We start from the raw sequence: 18,631 nt of genomic DNA, 5'->3' as shown, positions 1-18,631 counted from the left end.
AGGCTACTCGCTACCGTAGGGTCTGGGACTATATGTTCACTCATACCCTTTGTTCGCACTTAAAACCATAACTTCTTCGGCTCACCCAGAACAAAATACCTCAATATCCCACATTACAGGATTTAACCCACTTTTTGCGCCAAAATTTAGCAGTTTCCCCGCCCAAAACCCGCAGATTGCCCCTACTCGCGCCGATTGCTAAGATGCGCGCCTGCCGCTATGGCCCGGCTTCCCCTCTGGTTCCGTATTGCAACACTGGGGCTGCCAGCAAACCGATTCTCCCAAGCGTTACCCTCGCTTATCCGCAATGCGGAGGCCCGAGGCTTTCCACAGGAAAAGCGGTACCGAGGCCAGGTGCTATTTTTAACCGCGAGCGCACCGCGACGACTCCCTGCGACTACAGGAACGAAGTTTATGACCCAACCATCGCTGCAGCAGTTGGAACAACACGACGCCTTTATCCATCGCCATATTGGCCCCGATGCCAAACAGGTAGAGGCCATGCTGGAAACCCTCGGAGTTGCCAGCCTCGAAGAGCTGATCGAGAAAACCGTGCCCGAAGCCATTCGCAAGACCGATGAGCTGGATCTGGCCGATGCGATCAATGAAGTGGAGGCCCTCGCAGAGCTAAAAGATATTGCGGCGCGCAACAAGATCTACCGTACCTTTATAGGTATGGGTTACCACGACACCATTACCCCCAATGTGATCCTGCGCAATGTGCTGGAGAACCCGGGTTGGTACACCGCCTATACCCCTTACCAGCCGGAAATTGCCCAGGGCCGCCTGGAAGGCCTGCTGAACTTCCAGCAAATGATTATGGACCTCACCGGTATGGAACTGGCAAACGCCTCCATGCTGGATGAAGGTACCGCAGCAGCTGAAGCCATGGCCATGTGTAAGCGCCAGGTCAAACGCAACAAATCCAACGTCTACTTTGTGGACCAGGACTGCCACCCGCAGACCATCGCCGTCGTTAAGACCCGCGCCGAGCACTTCGGCTTCGAGGTCGTTGTAGGCGATGTGGAGAAAGATATTCCCGCCGAGCTGTTCGGTGCCCTGCTGCAATACCCCGGCAGCACCGGTCGCGTACGCGACCTGACCGACATCATCACCAAGGTGCACGAAGCCAACGCCCTGGTAACCGTGGCCGCAGATCTGATGAGCCTGGTAGCCCTGCGAGCACCGGGTGATATGGGTGCAGACGTGGTTGTTGGCTGTAACCAACGCTTCGGCATCCCCATGGGCTACGGTGGTCCCCACGCCGGTTTCTTCGCCTTCCGCGAAGCTTACAAACGCTCCGCACCGGGTCGTATTATCGGTGTTTCCGTCGACAGCAAAGGCAAGCGTGCCCTGCGCATGGCTATGCAGACCCGCGAACAGCATATTCGCCGCGAGAAAGCCAACTCCAACATCTGTACTTCCCAGGTACTGCTAGCGGTAATGAGCGCTTTCTATGCGATTTACCACGGCCCCGAAGGCCTGAAAACCATCGCTGCCCGGATCCAGCGCTTAGCAGATATTCTCGCTTCCGCCCTGCAGCAGGAAGGCTTCAATCTGGCCCACGACAGTTGGTTCGATACCCTGAATATCACCGTTGGCGCCAAGCAGGAAGAGATTTACCAGCGCGCCCTGGCCACGGAAATCAACCTGCGTAAAATTGGTGAAGACGCCCTGGGTGTGAGCCTGAGTGAGACCGCCACCCTGCAGGATGTGTCCGACCTGATCAATGCCTTTATCGGCACCGAAAACAGCATCGATCTGCACACTCTGGACAGCGAAATTGCCAGCAAGGGCTCTCTGGGTGTACCCGCCGCCCTAGCGCGCGATACTGAATTCCTAACTCACCCGGTGTTCAACACTTACCATTCCGAGACCGAGATGCTGCGCTACCTCAAGTCTCTGGAAGCCAAGGATATCGCCCTGAATCACTCCATGATTCCCCTGGGCTCCTGCACTATGAAGCTGAACGCCACCGCCGAGATGATCCCGGTCACCTGGCCAGAGTTCGGCAAGCTGCACCCCTTCGCACCCGTAGATCAAGCGGAAGGCTACGCAGAAATGTTCCGCCAGCTACAGCAAATGCTGTCCGCCTGCACCGGTTACGATGCGGTGAGCCTGCAGCCCAACGCCGGTTCACAGGGTGAATACGCAGGCCTGGTTGCTATCAAAAAGTACTTCCAAGCGAAGGGCGAAACCCAGCGCGACATCTGCCTGATTCCCGCCTCTGCCCACGGCACCAACCCGGCTTCCGCCATGATGGTGAGCATGAAAGTGGTAATGGTTGCCTGTGATGATAAAGGCAATGTGGATATCGAAGACCTGAAAGCCAAAATCGAAGAGCACGGCGACCGCGTTGCCGCACTGATGGTTACCTACCCCTCCACCCACGGGGTGTTCGAGGAAGGTATCCGCGAAGTTTGCGACCTGGTGCACCAGGCTGGCGGCCAGGTATATATTGATGGCGCCAACATGAACGCCCTGATCGGCGTCGCCGCTCCGGGCCAGTTCGGTGGTGACGTATCCCACCTGAACCTGCACAAAACTTTCTGTATTCCTCACGGTGGCGGCGGCCCCGGTATGGGTCCGATCGCTGTTGGCGAGCATCTGAAGCCCTACCTGGCAGCCCACCCGGTGACTGAAGTACCGGAAACCAATCTGGATAACGGCACCATCTCCGCTGCTCCCTGGGGCTCCGCCAGTATCCTGCCGATCAGCTGGATGTATATCCGCATGATGGGTAAGCAGGGTATGAAGCAGGCTACCGAGATGGCGATCCTGAACGCCAACTACGTAGCCAAGAAGCTGGGTGAGCACTACTCCCTGCTCTACACCGGCACCAATGGCTTTGTTGCTCACGAGTGCTTGGTTGACCTGCGTCCCCTCAAGGAGGCCAGCGGTATCACTGAAGAGGATATCGCCAAGCGCCTGATGGACTTTGGCTTCCACTCTCCCACCATGTCCTTCCCGGTAGCCGGCACCCTGATGATCGAGCCTACCGAAAGTGAATCTAAAGGTGAGCTGGATCGCTTTATCGAAGCGATGGCAACAATTCGCCAGGAAGTGGAAGACGTCACCAGCGGTAAGTACACTCCTGAAGACAACCCGCTGCACAACGCTCCCCACACCCTTGAGGACGTGATGAGCGAAGAGTGGACCCACAGCTACTCCCGCGATATCGCTGCGCGCCCGGCGGCGTGGTTAAAAGAGCATAAGGTATGGCCAGCTGCCAACCGTATCGACAACGTATACGGTGACCGCAACCTGATCTGCTCCTGCCCTCCGATTGAGAGCTACGCTGAGTAAAATCCAACACTCTCACAGGAAGGTTTAAAAGCGGGCTTAATGCCCGCTTTTCTATATCATTAAGCACAATCAAAAATTACTAATCTATAAAGCTACACGAAAAGGAGTCGAAGTGAAGAAAACTGTGATCGGTCTATCCTTCCTGGCTATATCAAGTCCATCATTAGCAAGCGTAGCTATGCCCAGCTACCAGATTCCAGAAACTGTTGGTGTTCTACCCGATGGGAGGCTGGAAATTAATTTTCCGCAAGCTTTTAATTCCGCATGTACAGATGGAAGTGGCAAACGTATTTATATTGAAGTAGGGAACTCCCAAGGCGTAACTCACGAGTCCATTAAACAAATTCAAAGTGTAGTTCTAGCTGCTCATGCTGCTCGAAAACCAATTAAGTTTTGGTATGATCGGCCAAACAATGGGGCCATCTGTGAGGGAGGCAAGGTTGTAATGGCTTCGTAAAGTTGTTTCTAAGTACTGAGTAGGGGAAGCACTGCTGTTACCAACGTAAAAAGATATCAGGCTACCCCCGCTTGACTCAAAGAAATGAAAATTGACCCAACATAGTAATTTTAGAATAAATACCAGAGTCAATAATTGAGTACACCTTTTTCACTTCCTTGAACTACTTTTCAATCTCCATTTTTTTAAGACCTACCCCGCTTCATCGACTAATGCCAATTCCCACGGGGCTCTCAGCCTGGGTTTATATAATCACTTAAGGCAATTAGGGACCTCTGAGGTACCTGGCCATACTGTAGAAAGGTAGCTGCTAGAATCTTTAGTCACATTAAATATCATAGTGCCGCCACCAAGGTTATTATTTTCGTTACAGGAGGCCAAAGCACTTGCAGTAGATGCACCATTCATAACAGTGGAAGCACCGACACCAAGTTTTGATCTATCAACTCCTAGGTCAATGTACTCCTGAATTCGAGAACTACAATTTGCGCCCTTCCAATAGCTCATCTCCCATCCATAAGTTAGTTGATCGCCCAGTTTCTTGCCATTCCATTCAGCCTGAAAAGCATCGGTATCACTCCAGAGTGCTTTAGAAATAATTTTATTCGGCATTTTCTCTCGCAATGCACTAGTCACTTTTACCAGGGAGTCAGAATAGGTTTGGCTGCACTGTGAGTACTCATCATCAATATCAATACCATCCAGACCATATTGATCCACTGCATCTTTCAACTGCTGAGCAAAGTCATCAGCGGATTGCTCATCGGCAAAACAAGACCAACCTGCATTTTGGTGATTTCCGAGAACGCTGAGTACCACTTTCGTACCCTTGTCTTGCAAGTCTTGTACTGTACTCAAATTGTTATTGAGCAAGTCTGACACTTGGTCATTAAAATGCAGTACAGCTTTCTGACCATCGTAATTAATATTTGCCGCAAAGATCACAGCTATATCGAACAACTGACTGCCATCGCTCTCTGTAAAACAGCCCGCATTGCCCAGGTTATTACTGTTAACCTCTACGTAGGCAACTTTGGGAGCAGATCCACTTTCCTGAGGAGTATCAGATTTACACAGTGTTGAGCCCAGCTCACGGATTTCATTCTTGCGTGAACCACACCCATAGCCACTGCCGTCCATGGAGGCATTATCGGCAAGGTTTGCAATTTCCCAATCTCCCAGAACAGAGCACAGCTCATCTTTATAAATTTGTGCCTCAAGATAGGTAACCGGGTCTGCATCGGACGAACAACTGCTTCCACTAACAACATGTGGTGCTGAAGGTTCAGACTTACATAGTGTCTTGGACATTTGGCGACTTTCATTATCCGTCAATTGGCAATTGTCACCCAGGTGCTCTATTGAAGCCCCTCCTGATAGACCGACAAGATCACCACTATTGAGAAGACCACAAAATTCATCAGGATAATTAAGCGCTTCAGAATAGCTTACTTTGGTAGCATCAGAAGGACATACGCCTGAACTGACCACTTCAATATCTGCGTAGGCACCAGCCTGAAATAAAAAGGTGGCACAAGCAGCTTGCATTGCTCTAAGTGTTGGTTGTTTCATATCTATGCTCATTTTTTATTATGTAGTTATGTGAATTTTACAATCTAACATCTAAAGTCAAAAAATGGTGTAGTGCATTTGCTCTACACCCAATACTACGATCAACGAGGTGTTAGAATTTATAGTTTGCACCAATATAAAATCGGCGCCCAGAGTAGTTGTTGTATGTCATCCGATTTTCCTGTTTCCAATATCCCTCCGCCACTTCTTCAGTTAAATTGATAATAGAGGCAGAGATATTAAAGTTATCAGTGAAGGTATAGGTTGCATTCAGATCCAACTGTCCGTAGTCCTTATCGTATACCGCATACCCACGATGTAAACTTGTAACCCTGTCATCCACCCAATTATAGGAGGCACGAACACCGAAATTTTCATTCTCATAAAATGCAGATAAATTATATTGGTGTCTCGCGGTACCAGGTATTTCAGCTTCGATTGACTTATTTGCAAGAATGATGGTGGATGTGCCGGTATCGGTAAATGTATAGTTGGCCATAAGACCGAAGCCACTTTCGAAAGCATGCTGGGCAAACAACTCCACCCCTCTAGAAGTTGCGTTTCCTCCCCCTATCTGCCCCTTCATTTCCACTTCAATAGGGCCATTACAACAATCGTGCTCACGCTCAACAATTTCAGTTACTTGGATTGGCAGATTGTCAATATCTTTGTCAAATAAAGTTACACCCAATGCAGAACCATCGGCGTAATACCACTCTAGGCCCAGATCGAACTGCTTGGAGGTCATGGCCTCCAGATCCGTATTCGCAAAGAAGCCACTTCCTCGCCCCGTCCAGTCATCCGGAGAAACAATATGAACTGGTGGACCATAAGTTTCAGCCTGCCCCAAATAAGCGTAACTCACCCTTGACATAGCTTTAGAGGCTGTAAATCGTATTACCAGATCATCAGTTAGATCCCAGGCAACATTCAAACTTGGCAAAAATTCTTTTGTGGTATTACTGCGGGAGTTAGCAATAACTTCATCCGATTCCATTCCAGTAATATCATCATACGTTTCAGTAGATAATTTTGTGCTGACATAGCGAACTCCCAAGTTTCCGCGGAAGTCTCGCCATATAAAATCAGCTTGGGCATAGGTAGAGAATATTTCTTCATCAATTGTATAAGTGCCAGATAGTACTGGCATAACAGTGAGGTTGAAGTTTCCACGCACATAGTCCATCAAGGCATCGGTATCAAATGCCAGATAATCAATTGCACCTGTATTACCAGCACTATTATCAACTACCTTATCGCTAATTAAAGTTGAAGTATCTGGGTGGTAATCAGGATTGTGGAACCATTGATCGCCAGATAACCAACCTCGGTAACCGCCATTATCATCAGTCTCGTCATCCCAGCGATAGATATCTCTATAGGATCTAGCCTCATGATCCCTATACTTTGTGCCCACATAAAACTTATTAACAATTCCCCAGTTAGTATCAAATGCCAAATCTAGCTGATAGTAACTCTCTTCATCGCTATTTTCCGTAGCATCTGAGCCAAACCAGTCATAGTAGGGATAAGCTTCAGTATCTTTTGTGAGATCTGTGGAAACTTCATAGCTCGGCTTACCATCTGCAATTGACCAAAGCCAGCTATCCACGGAACCATAACGAGCATCCATATTAGCGTATGTGAGTTCAGAAGTTCCCCCCTCTGCTTCTGTATGCCCAACATTTATAGCTGCGGTATAAAAGCCCCCTTCATAGATAACTTCAAAATCATAAGTATTAGATTCCGATTCACCCTTGCGGGTATAGCCGGTCAGCTGGGGAGACATCAAACCACGGTATACGTCTACACCGCCATTTACATCTCCATCGCCCCAGTTATTTTCATTAAGGTCACCATTGTCGTTAAAACCATAGGTGACGACTGTATCTCCATCCACTTCAATGCCATAGTATGCATCGTCATGATCATTCCATTCCGCAAATGTCAGGCTTTGAGTATTAGTGTCATAGCCAAGCTTGGAACCGAAATAAGCAAAACCAAACTCCAGGCGTTCAGTGGGTCGCCACTGTGCGGCAAGCTGGTATCCATCACGGGTTCGGTCTTCCTTAGAGTTGTGAATACTGACCTGCGTGGGCACCCACACATTGTTGAAAACTTCTTCTGTGGTCTGGTCAACAAGAGCTGACAAATCTGCATTTTCATCAGTATCTGAGTGCAAACGCCAGCCACTTGCATAATTGGTAACTCCGGTTACGCCACGGTCCTGGCTGGTGTACCCCACTAAAATACCAAAAGTTTCGCTCTCATTTTTCCAGGAGTAGAAAGCATTATATTGTGGGTCCCACTCTTCGGTAGTATCTGAATAAGTCGCCTCTGTGGTGATTACACCTTGTCCAGCATCAAGATCAAGAGGTTTGTGGCTATGTAGGATAACGGTACCACCGACACCACCTTCATCAATTCTTGCCTCGGGGCTTTTATAAACCTCTGCCCTACTGATCATACTGGAGGGAAGTAATAAGTAGTTAAAATTTCTGGAGGGAGCTCCACTACCGGAAGTAGCAATGTAATTTCCATTTAACTGGGTGAGAGTCCACTCTGAGCTGGTTCCCCGAATACTAACCGTGCTACCTTCACCACCACTGCGATCGATAGTGACACCTGGTACACGCTGGAGAGAATCAGCTACATTTTTATCGGGGAACTTACCAATATCTTCTGCAGTAATAGCATCTACTACAGCAAGGGAATCACGTTTGATTTCAAGGTTTTTGGTAGCACTCTCAAGAATTCCAATGACTTGAACCTCTTCAATTCTCTCATCAGAGTCCGAAGTATCTTCCGCGATCGCCATGCTACTTACGACCAGCGAGATAGCAGTAACCATAGACTTCTGCCTGAAACCTCTGCTCCAGGTATTAACCCTTTTTCGGCTATTATTCTTCATTATTTTCATAGCATCCCAACTTTCTATTTTTTCTCTCACCGGTTCAAAAAATGCCAGCCCCTTTCAAAGGACTGGCGTAAAACTGTCAGGGGACCCTAAACCCCAAAAAGACAGTTCATTTGTTGAGCACTAAAACCCTAAAAAAAAACCTTGATGGAGAGGTAATCAATACTGGGATACTAATGAAACAAAATCGGCGTTTTAGATTTTTAAGAAAAAACAAGCAGTCACAGGAAGCCAAAAATGAATCGGCTAACTACCTGTTTTAAGGAATAAAATCCCAAGTCAAACTGGGGTCTAGAATTTCCGGAAATGAATGAAATGGGCGGCTGTCAACTCATCGGGGGAAGTTAACACACAGCTCTCTCTAAAGTAGCTGAGGACACTCAGCTTGTTCGGTGTTTATATATTGGACTGAACTTCACTACGATAATTTGCTGGAAGCTGTCCAAACATGCCTTTGAAGTGTCTACTGAAGTAACTATGAGATGTAAAGCCAACCCGATAAGCAATTTCAGATATTGGGCTTTGTGTTTCCACCAACATACGACGAGAGTTCTCTAATCTGACTTCACGAACGAATTGCATGGGTGTTTTATCCAGATATTTTTTGAATCGCCGCTCTAGTGCACTAACCGATAAACTCGCGACCTCTGCCAAATCTTCAACGGCAATTGGCTGACTATAGTTATTTTTTATGTATTCAACTGGCCTTTTAAGTTTATCCATTCTAGAGAGAGTCTTAACCGTTTCTTTAAGGTCTCGAGCTACACCATAGGTTCCTATGATTTCTCCATTGGCACTCTTTAATGGGCGCTTTGATGTCGTAAACCAAACTAACTCGCCTGTTTTACCAATATTCAATTCCAGACGATCTGTAATCGTCTCTCCTGACATCACCCTTTTGTCATCACGTATATAGTTTTTAGCGAGATAAGAAGGGGAAAAATCCATATCTGAACGGCCAACTACCTGATGTAATGACCTGCAGCCGACATGCTCAATAAATTCCCGGTTACAATGCACCACATAGCCGGATTCATCTTTTACCCAGAAAATAATATCTGATATAAGGTCAAACACTGCAATGATCTGCTGCGTAGAGACCTGTTCCAAGACTGATTTATACTTCATTATTCTTATTTACATTTTGTATAAAACTGGAATATAGCTGAGCTTACTGACTAACCTCTTAAAAATTAACAAACTCAATAAGTTATTCTAATCAAGACACTAAAAGTATCAAAATGCCCCCTCTCTACACTCACCCCGCACTTCTCCCCCATATGGGGAGATAATTCGCTCAATTTCAAAATAACCACGCTCGCAGAAACCGGTTTCTATCAACTTCTGCTCCAGAGCCCAATCAAAATAGGCTTCTACCCGACGACTTGAAGGGCCTCCGCTCTCCACTGGCCCTCTCGGCATACGGGACTGAGCACTGGAACCTGCCACAACTGGCGCAGGGATATCACGCTGCTTTCCCTTTAACGTAAAAGTAAAACGCTTGGCGCCATTGGGAGCAACTTCTGTCTCAAAGGATTCTTTCATTCCTGGTATCGGGCTGTTACTGGTACAACCTGTCAATATCAGGGCAATTGCCAAGCCCCCAAATAGTCGTATTGGGGAAAATGAGGAGTTAAATTTATTTTTATTCAGCACAGCAAGCCCTCTTGGCTCATCAATAGCTTCCATAAAAGGCTATTAGCCTCAGGAGACTTTATCAATTATTTGAATACCACGGTTTTATTGCCATGGATAAATACCCGTTCCTGCAACAGTAACTGCAGTGCGCGGGACAAAACCAACTTTTCCACATCGCGGCCCGCATCCGCCATGGACTCCGCCGAGTAGGCATGATCCACATGTATTACATCCTGTTCAATAATCGGGCCCTCATCCAGATCATCAGTCACAAAGTGGGCGGTGGCACCAATAATTTTAACTCCGCGCTCATAGGCCTGCTGATAAGGCTTGGCCCCGATAAAGGCCGGCAGGAAAGAGTGGTGAATATTAATAATTCGGCCAGCATAATGAGCGACAAACTCCGGGGTGAGTACCCGCATATACTTGGCCAGAACCAGGTAATCCGGATTGTACTCATCTACCAGGGCAGCCACTTTTTCCTCGTGCTCGCTGCGTTTCAGGTCTTGTGCCGGTACACAGTGGAAGGGAGTATCAAACTTCTCTACCAACCCACCCAGGTCTGGATGGTTGCCAATCACAGCGGCTATCTCAACATCCAGTGCGCCCGAATAGCACTTCATCAAGATGTCACCCAGGCAGTGAGGCTCGCGTGTCACCATCAGCACCAGGCGCTTGCGTTTGGTGGACACCAGGCGCCGCTCGGCCCCCTGCGGTAAGGCCATATCCAAATCTTCCAGGAAGGTAGTGTCGTTGAAGATACCTTCCAGGGCGGTGCGCATAAAAAAGCGGCCCTCCGCGCGGTCTACAAATTCATCATTCTTGATGATATTGAGCTGGTGCTTGTAGCAAATATTGGTAATCTTCGCGATCAGGCCCTTATCATCGGGGCAGTCGGTTAGCAGTATCTTCTTTTCCATGGTCGAATTTCAGGCCAAATATCCAGAGTTCAGACTATACACTATGCCGTCTAATCGATTCAGCGATCCATTCCGGGGAGAACATGGATAAAAACCTTTACGCAGATCATATGGCCACCCTGTGCCGCCGCTACGATGAAATATTGGAGTCCTGCGGCTTCGATACCCTGAATGTATTCAGCGGTGTACCCAGGATGCAGTTTCTGGATGACAATCCCTACCCTTTTAAGGTCAATCCCCAGTTCAAGGCCCTGGTACCAATCACCGACAACCCCAACAGTTGGGTGATCTACAGGCGTGGGCAGAAGCCCAAACTCTTGTTCTACCGCCCGGTGGACTTCTGGCACTATGTCCCACCCGCGCCACAGACCTTCTGGAGTGAGCTCTACGATATCGAGCTGTTGAGTAAGCCTGCAGATGCCCGGGAATTCCTAAACGCGGATAACGCCGCCTTCATTGGTGAGGCCGACAGGTTCCAGGACTGGCCACTCGGCGAGATCAACCCCGAAACCCTGATCAACCGTCTACATTGGGCGCGCGCCTACAAGACCCCCTATGAAGTCGCCTGCCTGCGTGAAGCCAATCGCATTGCTGTAGCAGGACATCGAGCCGCTGAACTGGCTTTCCGCGGTGGCGCCAGCGAGTTCGAGATCAACCAAGCCTACTTGAGTGCTACCGGCCAGGGCGAGAACACCATGCCGTACGGCAATATCGTGGCCCTCAATGAACACGCGGCGATACTGCACTACACCCACCTCTCCACCCAGCGCCTGCCCGGCACAGAATTAAAGACCTTTCTGATAGACGCAGGGGCCGATTGCAACGGCTATTGTGCGGATATCACCCGCACCTATAGCTATGCCGACAGCGAGTTTGCTCAGCTAGTGGCGGCAATGGATGAAAAGCAGCTGCAGCTGGTGGACGGCCTCAAACCCGGCCTGCCCTACCCGGATCTACACCGCCAGTGCCACTTGAAAGTTGGCGAGTTACTGGCCCAGTTCGATATCATCAAATCTTCTGCCGAGAGTGCGGTGGAGTCCGGATTAACCCGGCCATTTATGCCTCATGGTCTGGGCCACTTCCTCGGTCTGCAGGTACATGATGTGGGTGGTCACCAAAGTGGCCCCGATGGCGGTACCACACCCCCACCTGCGGAGTACCCTTTCCTGCGCACCAGCCGCACTATTGAAGAAAACCAAGTGTTTACTATTGAGCCGGGGCTCTACTTTATCGATAGTCTGCTGGCAGAATTGAAAGCCTCCTCCCTTGCCAGTGAAGTTAATTGGAATAAGGTTGAAGAGTTCCGCCCCTACGGCGGCGTGCGTATTGAAGACAATATTGTGGTGGGTGCCGAAGCGAACGAGAACCTCACCCGCGCCTGCGAGGCAAAGTATTAATGCCATAGGTAAACAGATACTCTAACTCGCTCTCGCCAAGAGTAAGGCAATCTGGCAGGTTTTGCTGTCTTCCAGGTTGCCGGACCTCCTCAAGCTCTCCCTCACCCTTAACAGGTAAAGTAAAAACCACTGAGGTTTATCCCAACGCCCTGTCGCCCTGATTCATCCTTCTGCCGAAATTACTCCTAAAGCCATCACTCTCTGTACTGCTATCTCTTGCCTGAATAGAAAAAAACAGCCAACCTCCCCTGCGCAAAAACAACAAGAAAGGTTCACCCTATGAATAAGTCCAGGCTAGCGACACTGGTCGCCGCAGCGGTATTTACCACTGCCAATTGCGCCTATGCAAAATCAATCGAATATATCTTTTACGATAAAGAGGGTATCGCCGGCAGCGAGGTGATCGAACAAAAGGGCTCGAAAATTTCCGGAGAATTAAAGCTCGGTTGGAATAACCGCCGACTCAATCTAAAGGAGAGCTTCACGATCGGCGCTGCCAAAATGCCCGAGCAGGTCCACATTGAAGGTATCAGCCCCTTTGGCGCGCCAGTTAATGAAGAATTTACACTGAAAGATGGTGTGGCCACTTGGCAAGGCACCGATGAACACGGCAGCGCAAAGACTTCCGAAGCGCAGTTTTATATTCCCAAAAACTCGACTCTGGCCGTACAAACCCAGCTGGTAAAAGCGCTACTTGCCGATAAGGATCACAGCATAGGTTTACTACCCCAAGGACAAGCTCAGCTAAACAAGCTGGATCAGCTCACTCTTGAGCAGGGCGATGAGAAGAAAACCGTGTATCTCTACGGTGTGAGTGGCCTGGGTTTTACTCCGGACCTGGCCTGGTACGATGAATCCGGTGATCTGTTTGCTGCCGATGAAGGAGGCTGGTTCGCCATACTGCGCAAAGGCTGGGATAAATCCCACCTGCAACAGCTCAAAGAACGCCAGGTTGCCGCTTCCGACCAGTATTTACTGGATATCGCCGAAAAGCACACCCATACCTCCGCCCAACCGATCCTGATTAGCAACGTCAATCTGGTCGATGTAGAAGCGGGCAAGCTTCGCAAGCGTCGCCACCTACTGGTGGAAAACGGCAAAATCACCAAGATTAGCCGCCGCCCAATCAAAGTCCAAAACGCCACCCGTATCGATGCCAAAGGCCACACCCTGATTCCCGGGCTGTGGGATATGCACGCACACCTATCACCCACTGATGGTGCCCTGAATATGGCCGCCGGTATTATTAATGTGCGCGATATCGGTAATACCCACGAAAATATTATGCGCATCTCCGGCCTGTATGAATCCGAACAGATTATCGGCGGTGACCTGTTCCGTGCGGGCTTTATGGACAGGGAAAGTGAAAATGCCATGCGCATGGGTAAAACGGCAGATAGCCTGGAAGAAGCCAAGGAAATTGTCGAGTGGTATGCGGAACATGGCTACCAGCAGATAAAAACCTACAGCTCCATGGAGCCCGAGTGGATCGCACCCTTAGCCAAACATATCCACGAAAACGGCATGCGCTTATCCGGGCATATCCCCGCCTTTATGACCGCAGAGGAAGCGGTGGATGCCGGCTTTGATGAAATCCAGCATATCAATATGCTGTTCCTCAATTTTATGGGCAAGATCGACACCCGCAAAAAACTACGTTTTACCGAAATTGGTGAACATGCCCACGAGCTGGACTTGGAAAGTGCAGAGGTTGATGAATTCCTGGATAAACTCGCTGAGAAAGGTACAGTGGTAGATGCCACGACTACCGTATTTAGCTCTATGTTGCTGCGCCAACCTGGCAAAATAGATCCGGAGTTTGAAGATATCGCCGGCCATTTACCGGTGAATATTCAGCGCGCATTTGTCGGTGCCGAGCTGGATGTAAAACCGGAACACAGGGATGACTACGACCTCTCCGCCGATGCCCTGCTGAAAATGATGCGTAAACTGCATGAGCACAAGGTGACCATGGTAGCGGGTTCCGATGGTATTCCCGGGTTTACCCTGCTGCGCGAGTTGGAGCTCTATGCCAAATCCGGTATACCCGCTATGGATGTACTACGTACTGCCACACTGGTACCTGCCCAGGTAATGGGAGCGGATCAATATACTGGCAGTATCACCGTGGGTAAAAATGCAGACTTGGTTTTACTGGAAGGTAATCCGCTGGAAGACATCAGCGCACTGCGTCGCACCGCATTGGTTATTGAAGGGCAAAATCTCTATCGCCCTGATGAACTGTATCAAGCCCTGGGCATCAAACCATTTCACCCCTCGGTACCATTTGAAATAAATGGTACGACTACCATTGCAGCCAAGTCTGAATAAAAAGACAAAGCGGCAAGCAAAAAAAGAAAAGTAAAAACCGGCAGTCAAAAAGACTGCCGGTTTTTTTTAAAGCCAAATATTAAGCCAACTCGCTGCGCACAGTGCGCGCCGCTTCCACCATGTTCAATAGGGAGGAGCCCACTTCGGCCCAGCTGCGGGTTTTTAAGCCACAATCTGGGTTCACCCAAAGCCGCTGTATCGGCACTACTTCGGCAATTTTCTTTAGACGCTCAACCAGTTCCTCCCGCTCAGGCACATTAGGGGAGTGGATATCATAAATTCCCGGCCCTATTTCATTGGGGTAACCGCCATTCCTATCGGCAAAAGCACTGAGCAGACGCAGGTCTGAGCGGGCTGATTCGATAGTAATGACATCCGCATCTAAGGAGACAATCGCCTCCATGATTGCATTGAAATTGCTATAACACATATGGGTGTGAATCTGGGTTTCCGCTTTTACCTCGCTGCAGGTAAAACGAAAACATCCCACCGCCCAGGCAAAATAATCAGCATGCTCGGATTCACGCAGGGGAACCCCTTCGCGCAAAGCCGGCTCATCAATCTGAATGATTCCTATACCCGCATTCTCAAGATCCAATACTTCCTGGCGTAATGCCTCGGCAATCTGCAAGCAACTTTCACTTCGGTGGATGTCCTCACGAGGGAAGGACCAGTTGAGAATCGTCACTGGACCTGTGAGCATGCCTTTTACCGGCCTTTGGGTCAGGCTCTGGGCATAGCGGCTCCACTCCACCGTCATAGCCTGTGGACGAGAAATGTCACCGAAAATAATGGGCGGTTTTACACAGCGGGACCCATAGCTCTGTACCCAACCATTGCCAGTATGCACAAACCCCTGCAGTTGCTCGCCAAAATACTCCACCATATCGTTGCGTTCGGCTTCACCGTGTACCAACACGTCCAAGCCAAGAATTTCCTGGCGACGGATCGCCTCGGCAATCTCCGCACGCAAATGCTGGGTGTAATCCGACTCACTGATCTCACCGCTGCGATGCTGGCGACGTACCTTGCGCAATAGGTCCGTTTGTGGAAAAGAACCGATCGTGGTGGTCGGCAACAGTGGTAACTGCCAGCGTTTTTCCTGCAGTACCGCGCGCTCCTGATAGCGCTGTGCACGCCAGCTGTCCTGTAAGCGCTCGGTGACGGAGTTGCCGGCGATAGGATTCTCTACAGGAGTGGCCGTTGATGGAACTGGCTCGGCCAATAGTTTTTGCAACTGGGCCAACTCCGCTAACTTCTGGCGACTGAAGGCAAGCTTTTGTTTTTGCTCAGCCGGCAACGATGTTTCGTTATCCAAGTCCACCGGACTGTGCAGTAGTGAACAGCTGGCCGAAACCCATAGGCGCTCGCCCAAACGATCCGCCAGAGGTTTCAGCTGTGAGTGCCACTTCTGCAAATCCGCTCGCCAAACATTGCGGCCATTCAGTACCCCCGCGGAAAGTACCTGATCTTCCCCAAGCAACTGCGCGGCTTCCGCAAGCTCCTCTGGCGCCCGTACGCAGTCAATGTGTACTCCCGCAACCGGCAGGGAAAAAGCCAACTGCAGGTTTTCCCGCAACGGGGAAAAATAGGTCGTCAGCAACAATTGCAAATTTGCCGTGTGGTTGAGTTGGGCATACACAGCGTGAAACGCTTTGCGCCACTGCTCTGGCAAATCCAAGCCGAGAATCGGCTCATCAATTTGCACCCACTCCACCCCCAGGCTTTCAAACTGAGAAAACAGCTCGGCATAGGAAGGCAATAGATTGGCGAGCAAATCCAGAACATCATCAACACCCCGCCCCAACCAGAGGTAAGTGAGCGGCCCAAGAACCACCGGCTTGGCCTTATAACCCAGGGATTGTGCTTCACGTATTTCTTCCAGCAACCAATTACTATCCAGGGTAAAAGTTTGCTTCTCGTGAAGCTCTGGCACTAAATAGTGATAATTGGTATCGAACCACTTGGTCATGGCACTCGCCGCAACCGGTTGACCGGAGGGCGCGCGGCCGCGGGCCAGACGAAAGTACTGGTCCAATTTATTGCTCGCAGCCCCTTCGGCAAAGCGCTCAGCAACCACACCAAACATCAGCGAATGATTGAGCACCTGGTCATACCAGGCAAAATCGCCAACCGTCACTAAATTGAGCCCCTCACTTGCCTGGGCCTGCCAGTTCTCCCGGCGAATACTCTCACCAACCTCCAGTAGCCGCTGCTGAGATATTTCACCGCGCCAATAGGCTTCCTGAGCTTTCTTTAGTTCGCGATCAGCGCCGATGCGCGGATAACCGAGGACATGCGTTTGCACCATTTTCTACTTTCCCAAGTCCGTTCCTGTGAGAGGGCCAAGCCCTTTTTTCCTGCCCACACATGTCGGCGCTATTTGTCTACCGATTGCGGCTTCACCACTTGTGAGGCTTAGGACTTGATTGTGTGCCTGCAGTGTTATTCAATCAATTTCATATTTTTTGCAATGAACATGAATAATTTTAATGATGATAGAAATGCGCCATCTGCGCGCCCTCTCTGTTCTGCGCGAGACTGGCAGCCTGGTGCGCGCCGCTGAGCATCTACACCTGACCCAATCGGCCCTCTCTCATCTGTTCCGGGAAATGGAGGAGCGCCACAACCTGCCACTATTTGTGCGTAAATCCCGCCCTCTGCGCTTTACCAGCGCCGGCTTGCGCCTGCTGCAGCTGGCCGATGACATATTGCCGCGCGCGGCTCTAGCCCAGCGAGACTTGGCACGGCTGGCCTCCGGCCAGTCGGGACGCTTGAATATCGCCATCGAATGCCACAGCTGTTACCAGTGGTTGATGCCGGCTTTGAATACTTATCGCGACGACTGGCCCGAGGTGGAGCTGGATCTGTGCAGTGGCTTTCACTTCGCACCGCTGCCAGCCCTTACCCGCGGTGACTTGGATCTGGTGGTCACCTCTAATCCAGACCAGGATTTGAAAGGCATCCACTATCAGCCACTATTTAGCTTTGAGATGTGCCTGGCACTCAGCCGCAAACATCCACTATTGCAAGATGATGCCAAACGCCGCTGGGTGACTCCCGGGGAGTTGGCCGGGGAGGTACAGATCACTTACCCGGTGGAGCGGGAGCGGCTGGATATTTTCCAGAATTTCCTCGAGCCCGCTGGCATCGAGCCCGCGGGTGTACGCACGGCAGAGTTGACGGTTATGATGGTGCAGCTGGTGGCCAGTGGCCGCGGTGTCTGCGCCCTGCCCAACTGGGCCTTGCACGAATATCTGCAAAAAGGATTTGTGGCGCAGCTGCGTCTGGGGGAAAAGGGTCTATGGAGTACTCTTTATGCCGCCGTACGCGAGGAAATGCTGGAGCAAGCCTATGCCGCTGACTTTCTGCGGACCGCCCGGGATACCTGTTTTAGCCATCTAAACGGGATTCGCGCGGCGAGTTAAGCGAACTAGCCACTACTATCAGCAACAGATAACTGGAGCGGGTGCACACGCCCGCCGCAACCTAACGCCCGCGCTGGGCGCTGCTTTACAGGAGACGTTCTATGTCCACAACGAATGATCGCTGGAACTCAGTGAGTAAAGGCCTGCATTGGCTGTTTGTGATTCTACTACTGGCGGTATGGGGCGCCGTAGAGCTGCACGAATTCTTTGAACGCGACGATCCAATGCGCGGCTGGTTTATGCGCCTGCACTTCTCTCTGGGTGTCGCGGTGTTAATGCTGCTGGCAGTTCGTCTCTACTGGCGTGCGCGCCACAAGCGCCCGCAGATCCAGGGCCGCTCCTGGCAGAAGGCCTTATCCAACCTGACCCATGGTGCTCTCTACTTGGTTTTACTGGCAATGCCGGTTTCGGGTATTGCGATGCGTCAGCTGTTCGGCAGGGATACAGAGTTTTTTGGCCTTTTTGCCCTACCGCGCCTACTAGCAGAGAATTCAGACCTGGGCAAGCAGCTCGGTTTCCTGCACAAGGATGTTCTGTGGCCGGCCCTGCTGATATTGGTGGGACTGCATATCGCTGCCGCGCTCTGGCACCACTTCGTCATGCGCGACAGCACTCTGACCCGTATGCTACCGCAGCGCTAAGCACAGCTACCCTAGATTTGCGGC

At 50.3% G+C, this 18,631-nt stretch carries 12 protein-coding genes; 6 read left to right on the top strand and 6 right to left on the bottom strand.

Annotation, left to right across the window (positions count from 1 at the left end; translation table 11 throughout):
* The first annotated feature begins 414 nt into the window (after positions 1–414).
* Positions 415–3,306, top strand: coding sequence for an aminomethyl-transferring glycine dehydrogenase (gcvP, locus tag ACJJH9_RS03340; protein ID WP_444924310.1), 2,892 nt, complete (start codon positions 415–417; stop codon positions 3,304–3,306).
* A 112-nt stretch (positions 3,307–3,418) separates the two neighbouring features.
* Positions 3,419–3,763, top strand: coding sequence for a hypothetical protein (locus ACJJH9_RS03335; RefSeq protein WP_444924309.1), 345 nt, complete (start codon positions 3,419–3,421; stop codon positions 3,761–3,763).
* 252 nt (positions 3,764–4,015) lie between these two features.
* Here the strand turns inward: ACJJH9_RS03335 and ACJJH9_RS03330 are convergent, their stop codons facing one another.
* The 5 genes from ACJJH9_RS03330 to purU all read right to left on the bottom strand — a co-directional run bounded on the left by ACJJH9_RS03330 (position 4,016) and on the right by purU (position 10,810).
* Complete coding sequence (locus tag ACJJH9_RS03330; RefSeq protein ID WP_444924308.1) at positions 4,016–5,335, bottom strand: glycosyl hydrolase family 18 protein; 1,320 nt, start codon at positions 5,333–5,335, stop codon at positions 4,016–4,018.
* 112 nt (positions 5,336–5,447) lie between these two features.
* Positions 5,448–8,186 (bottom strand): TonB-dependent receptor, encoded by a 2,739-nt coding sequence (locus ACJJH9_RS03325; protein WP_444924307.1) that lies wholly within the window; start codon positions 8,184–8,186, stop codon positions 5,448–5,450.
* A 462-nt stretch (positions 8,187–8,648) separates the two neighbouring features.
* The gene (locus ACJJH9_RS03320; RefSeq protein WP_444882582.1) at positions 8,649–9,380 is read right to left on the bottom strand and encodes a PAS domain-containing protein; all 732 of its coding nucleotides are present in this window, start codon (positions 9,378–9,380) and stop codon (positions 8,649–8,651) included.
* 108 nt (positions 9,381–9,488) lie between these two features.
* Complete coding sequence (locus ACJJH9_RS03315; RefSeq protein ID WP_444924306.1) at positions 9,489–9,941, bottom strand: hypothetical protein; 453 nt, start codon at positions 9,939–9,941, stop codon at positions 9,489–9,491.
* A gap of 32 nt (positions 9,942–9,973) precedes the next feature.
* Complete coding sequence (purU, locus tag ACJJH9_RS03310) at positions 9,974–10,810, bottom strand: formyltetrahydrofolate deformylase (RefSeq protein WP_444924305.1); 837 nt, start codon at positions 10,808–10,810, stop codon at positions 9,974–9,976.
* Positions 10,811–10,893: 83 nt separating this feature from the next.
* On the opposite strand from purU, the gene pepQ reads away from it, so the two are divergent.
* Both pepQ and ACJJH9_RS03300 read left to right on the top strand, forming a co-directional pair.
* Complete coding sequence (gene pepQ / locus ACJJH9_RS03305) at positions 10,894–12,207, top strand: Xaa-Pro dipeptidase (protein ID WP_444924304.1); 1,314 nt, start codon at positions 10,894–10,896, stop codon at positions 12,205–12,207.
* A 279-nt stretch (positions 12,208–12,486) separates the two neighbouring features.
* A complete protein-coding gene (locus tag ACJJH9_RS03300) occupies positions 12,487–14,538 on the top strand; it encodes an amidohydrolase family protein (protein ID WP_444924303.1) in 2,052 nt (683 codons plus the stop codon).
* Positions 14,539–14,617: 79 nt separating this feature from the next.
* Here the strand turns inward: ACJJH9_RS03300 and metE are convergent, their stop codons facing one another.
* Positions 14,618–16,849 carry a 5-methyltetrahydropteroyltriglutamate--homocysteine S-methyltransferase gene (gene metE / locus ACJJH9_RS03295; RefSeq protein ID WP_444924302.1) on the bottom strand — a complete coding sequence of 744 codons (2,232 nt, stop codon included), beginning with the start codon at positions 16,847–16,849 and terminating at the stop codon, positions 14,618–14,620.
* A gap of 181 nt (positions 16,850–17,030) precedes the next feature.
* Between metE and ACJJH9_RS03290 the strand changes: the two genes are divergently transcribed.
* Together ACJJH9_RS03290 and ACJJH9_RS03285 are read left to right on the top strand one after the other, a co-directional pair.
* A complete protein-coding gene (locus ACJJH9_RS03290; protein ID WP_444924301.1) occupies positions 17,031–17,966 on the top strand; it encodes a LysR family transcriptional regulator in 936 nt (311 codons plus the stop codon).
* Positions 17,967–18,067: 101 nt separating this feature from the next.
* Positions 18,068–18,607 carry a cytochrome b gene (locus ACJJH9_RS03285; RefSeq protein ID WP_444888162.1) on the top strand — a complete coding sequence of 180 codons (540 nt, stop codon included), beginning with the start codon at positions 18,068–18,070 and terminating at the stop codon, positions 18,605–18,607.
* The last annotated feature ends 24 nt before the right edge of the window (positions 18,608–18,631 follow it).

The organism is Microbulbifer mixtoriginis (SeqCode) (assembly GCF_052466715.1).
Note: the sequence above shows the minus strand (reverse complement) of the source record. Positions and strands in the feature narration are given on the sequence as shown.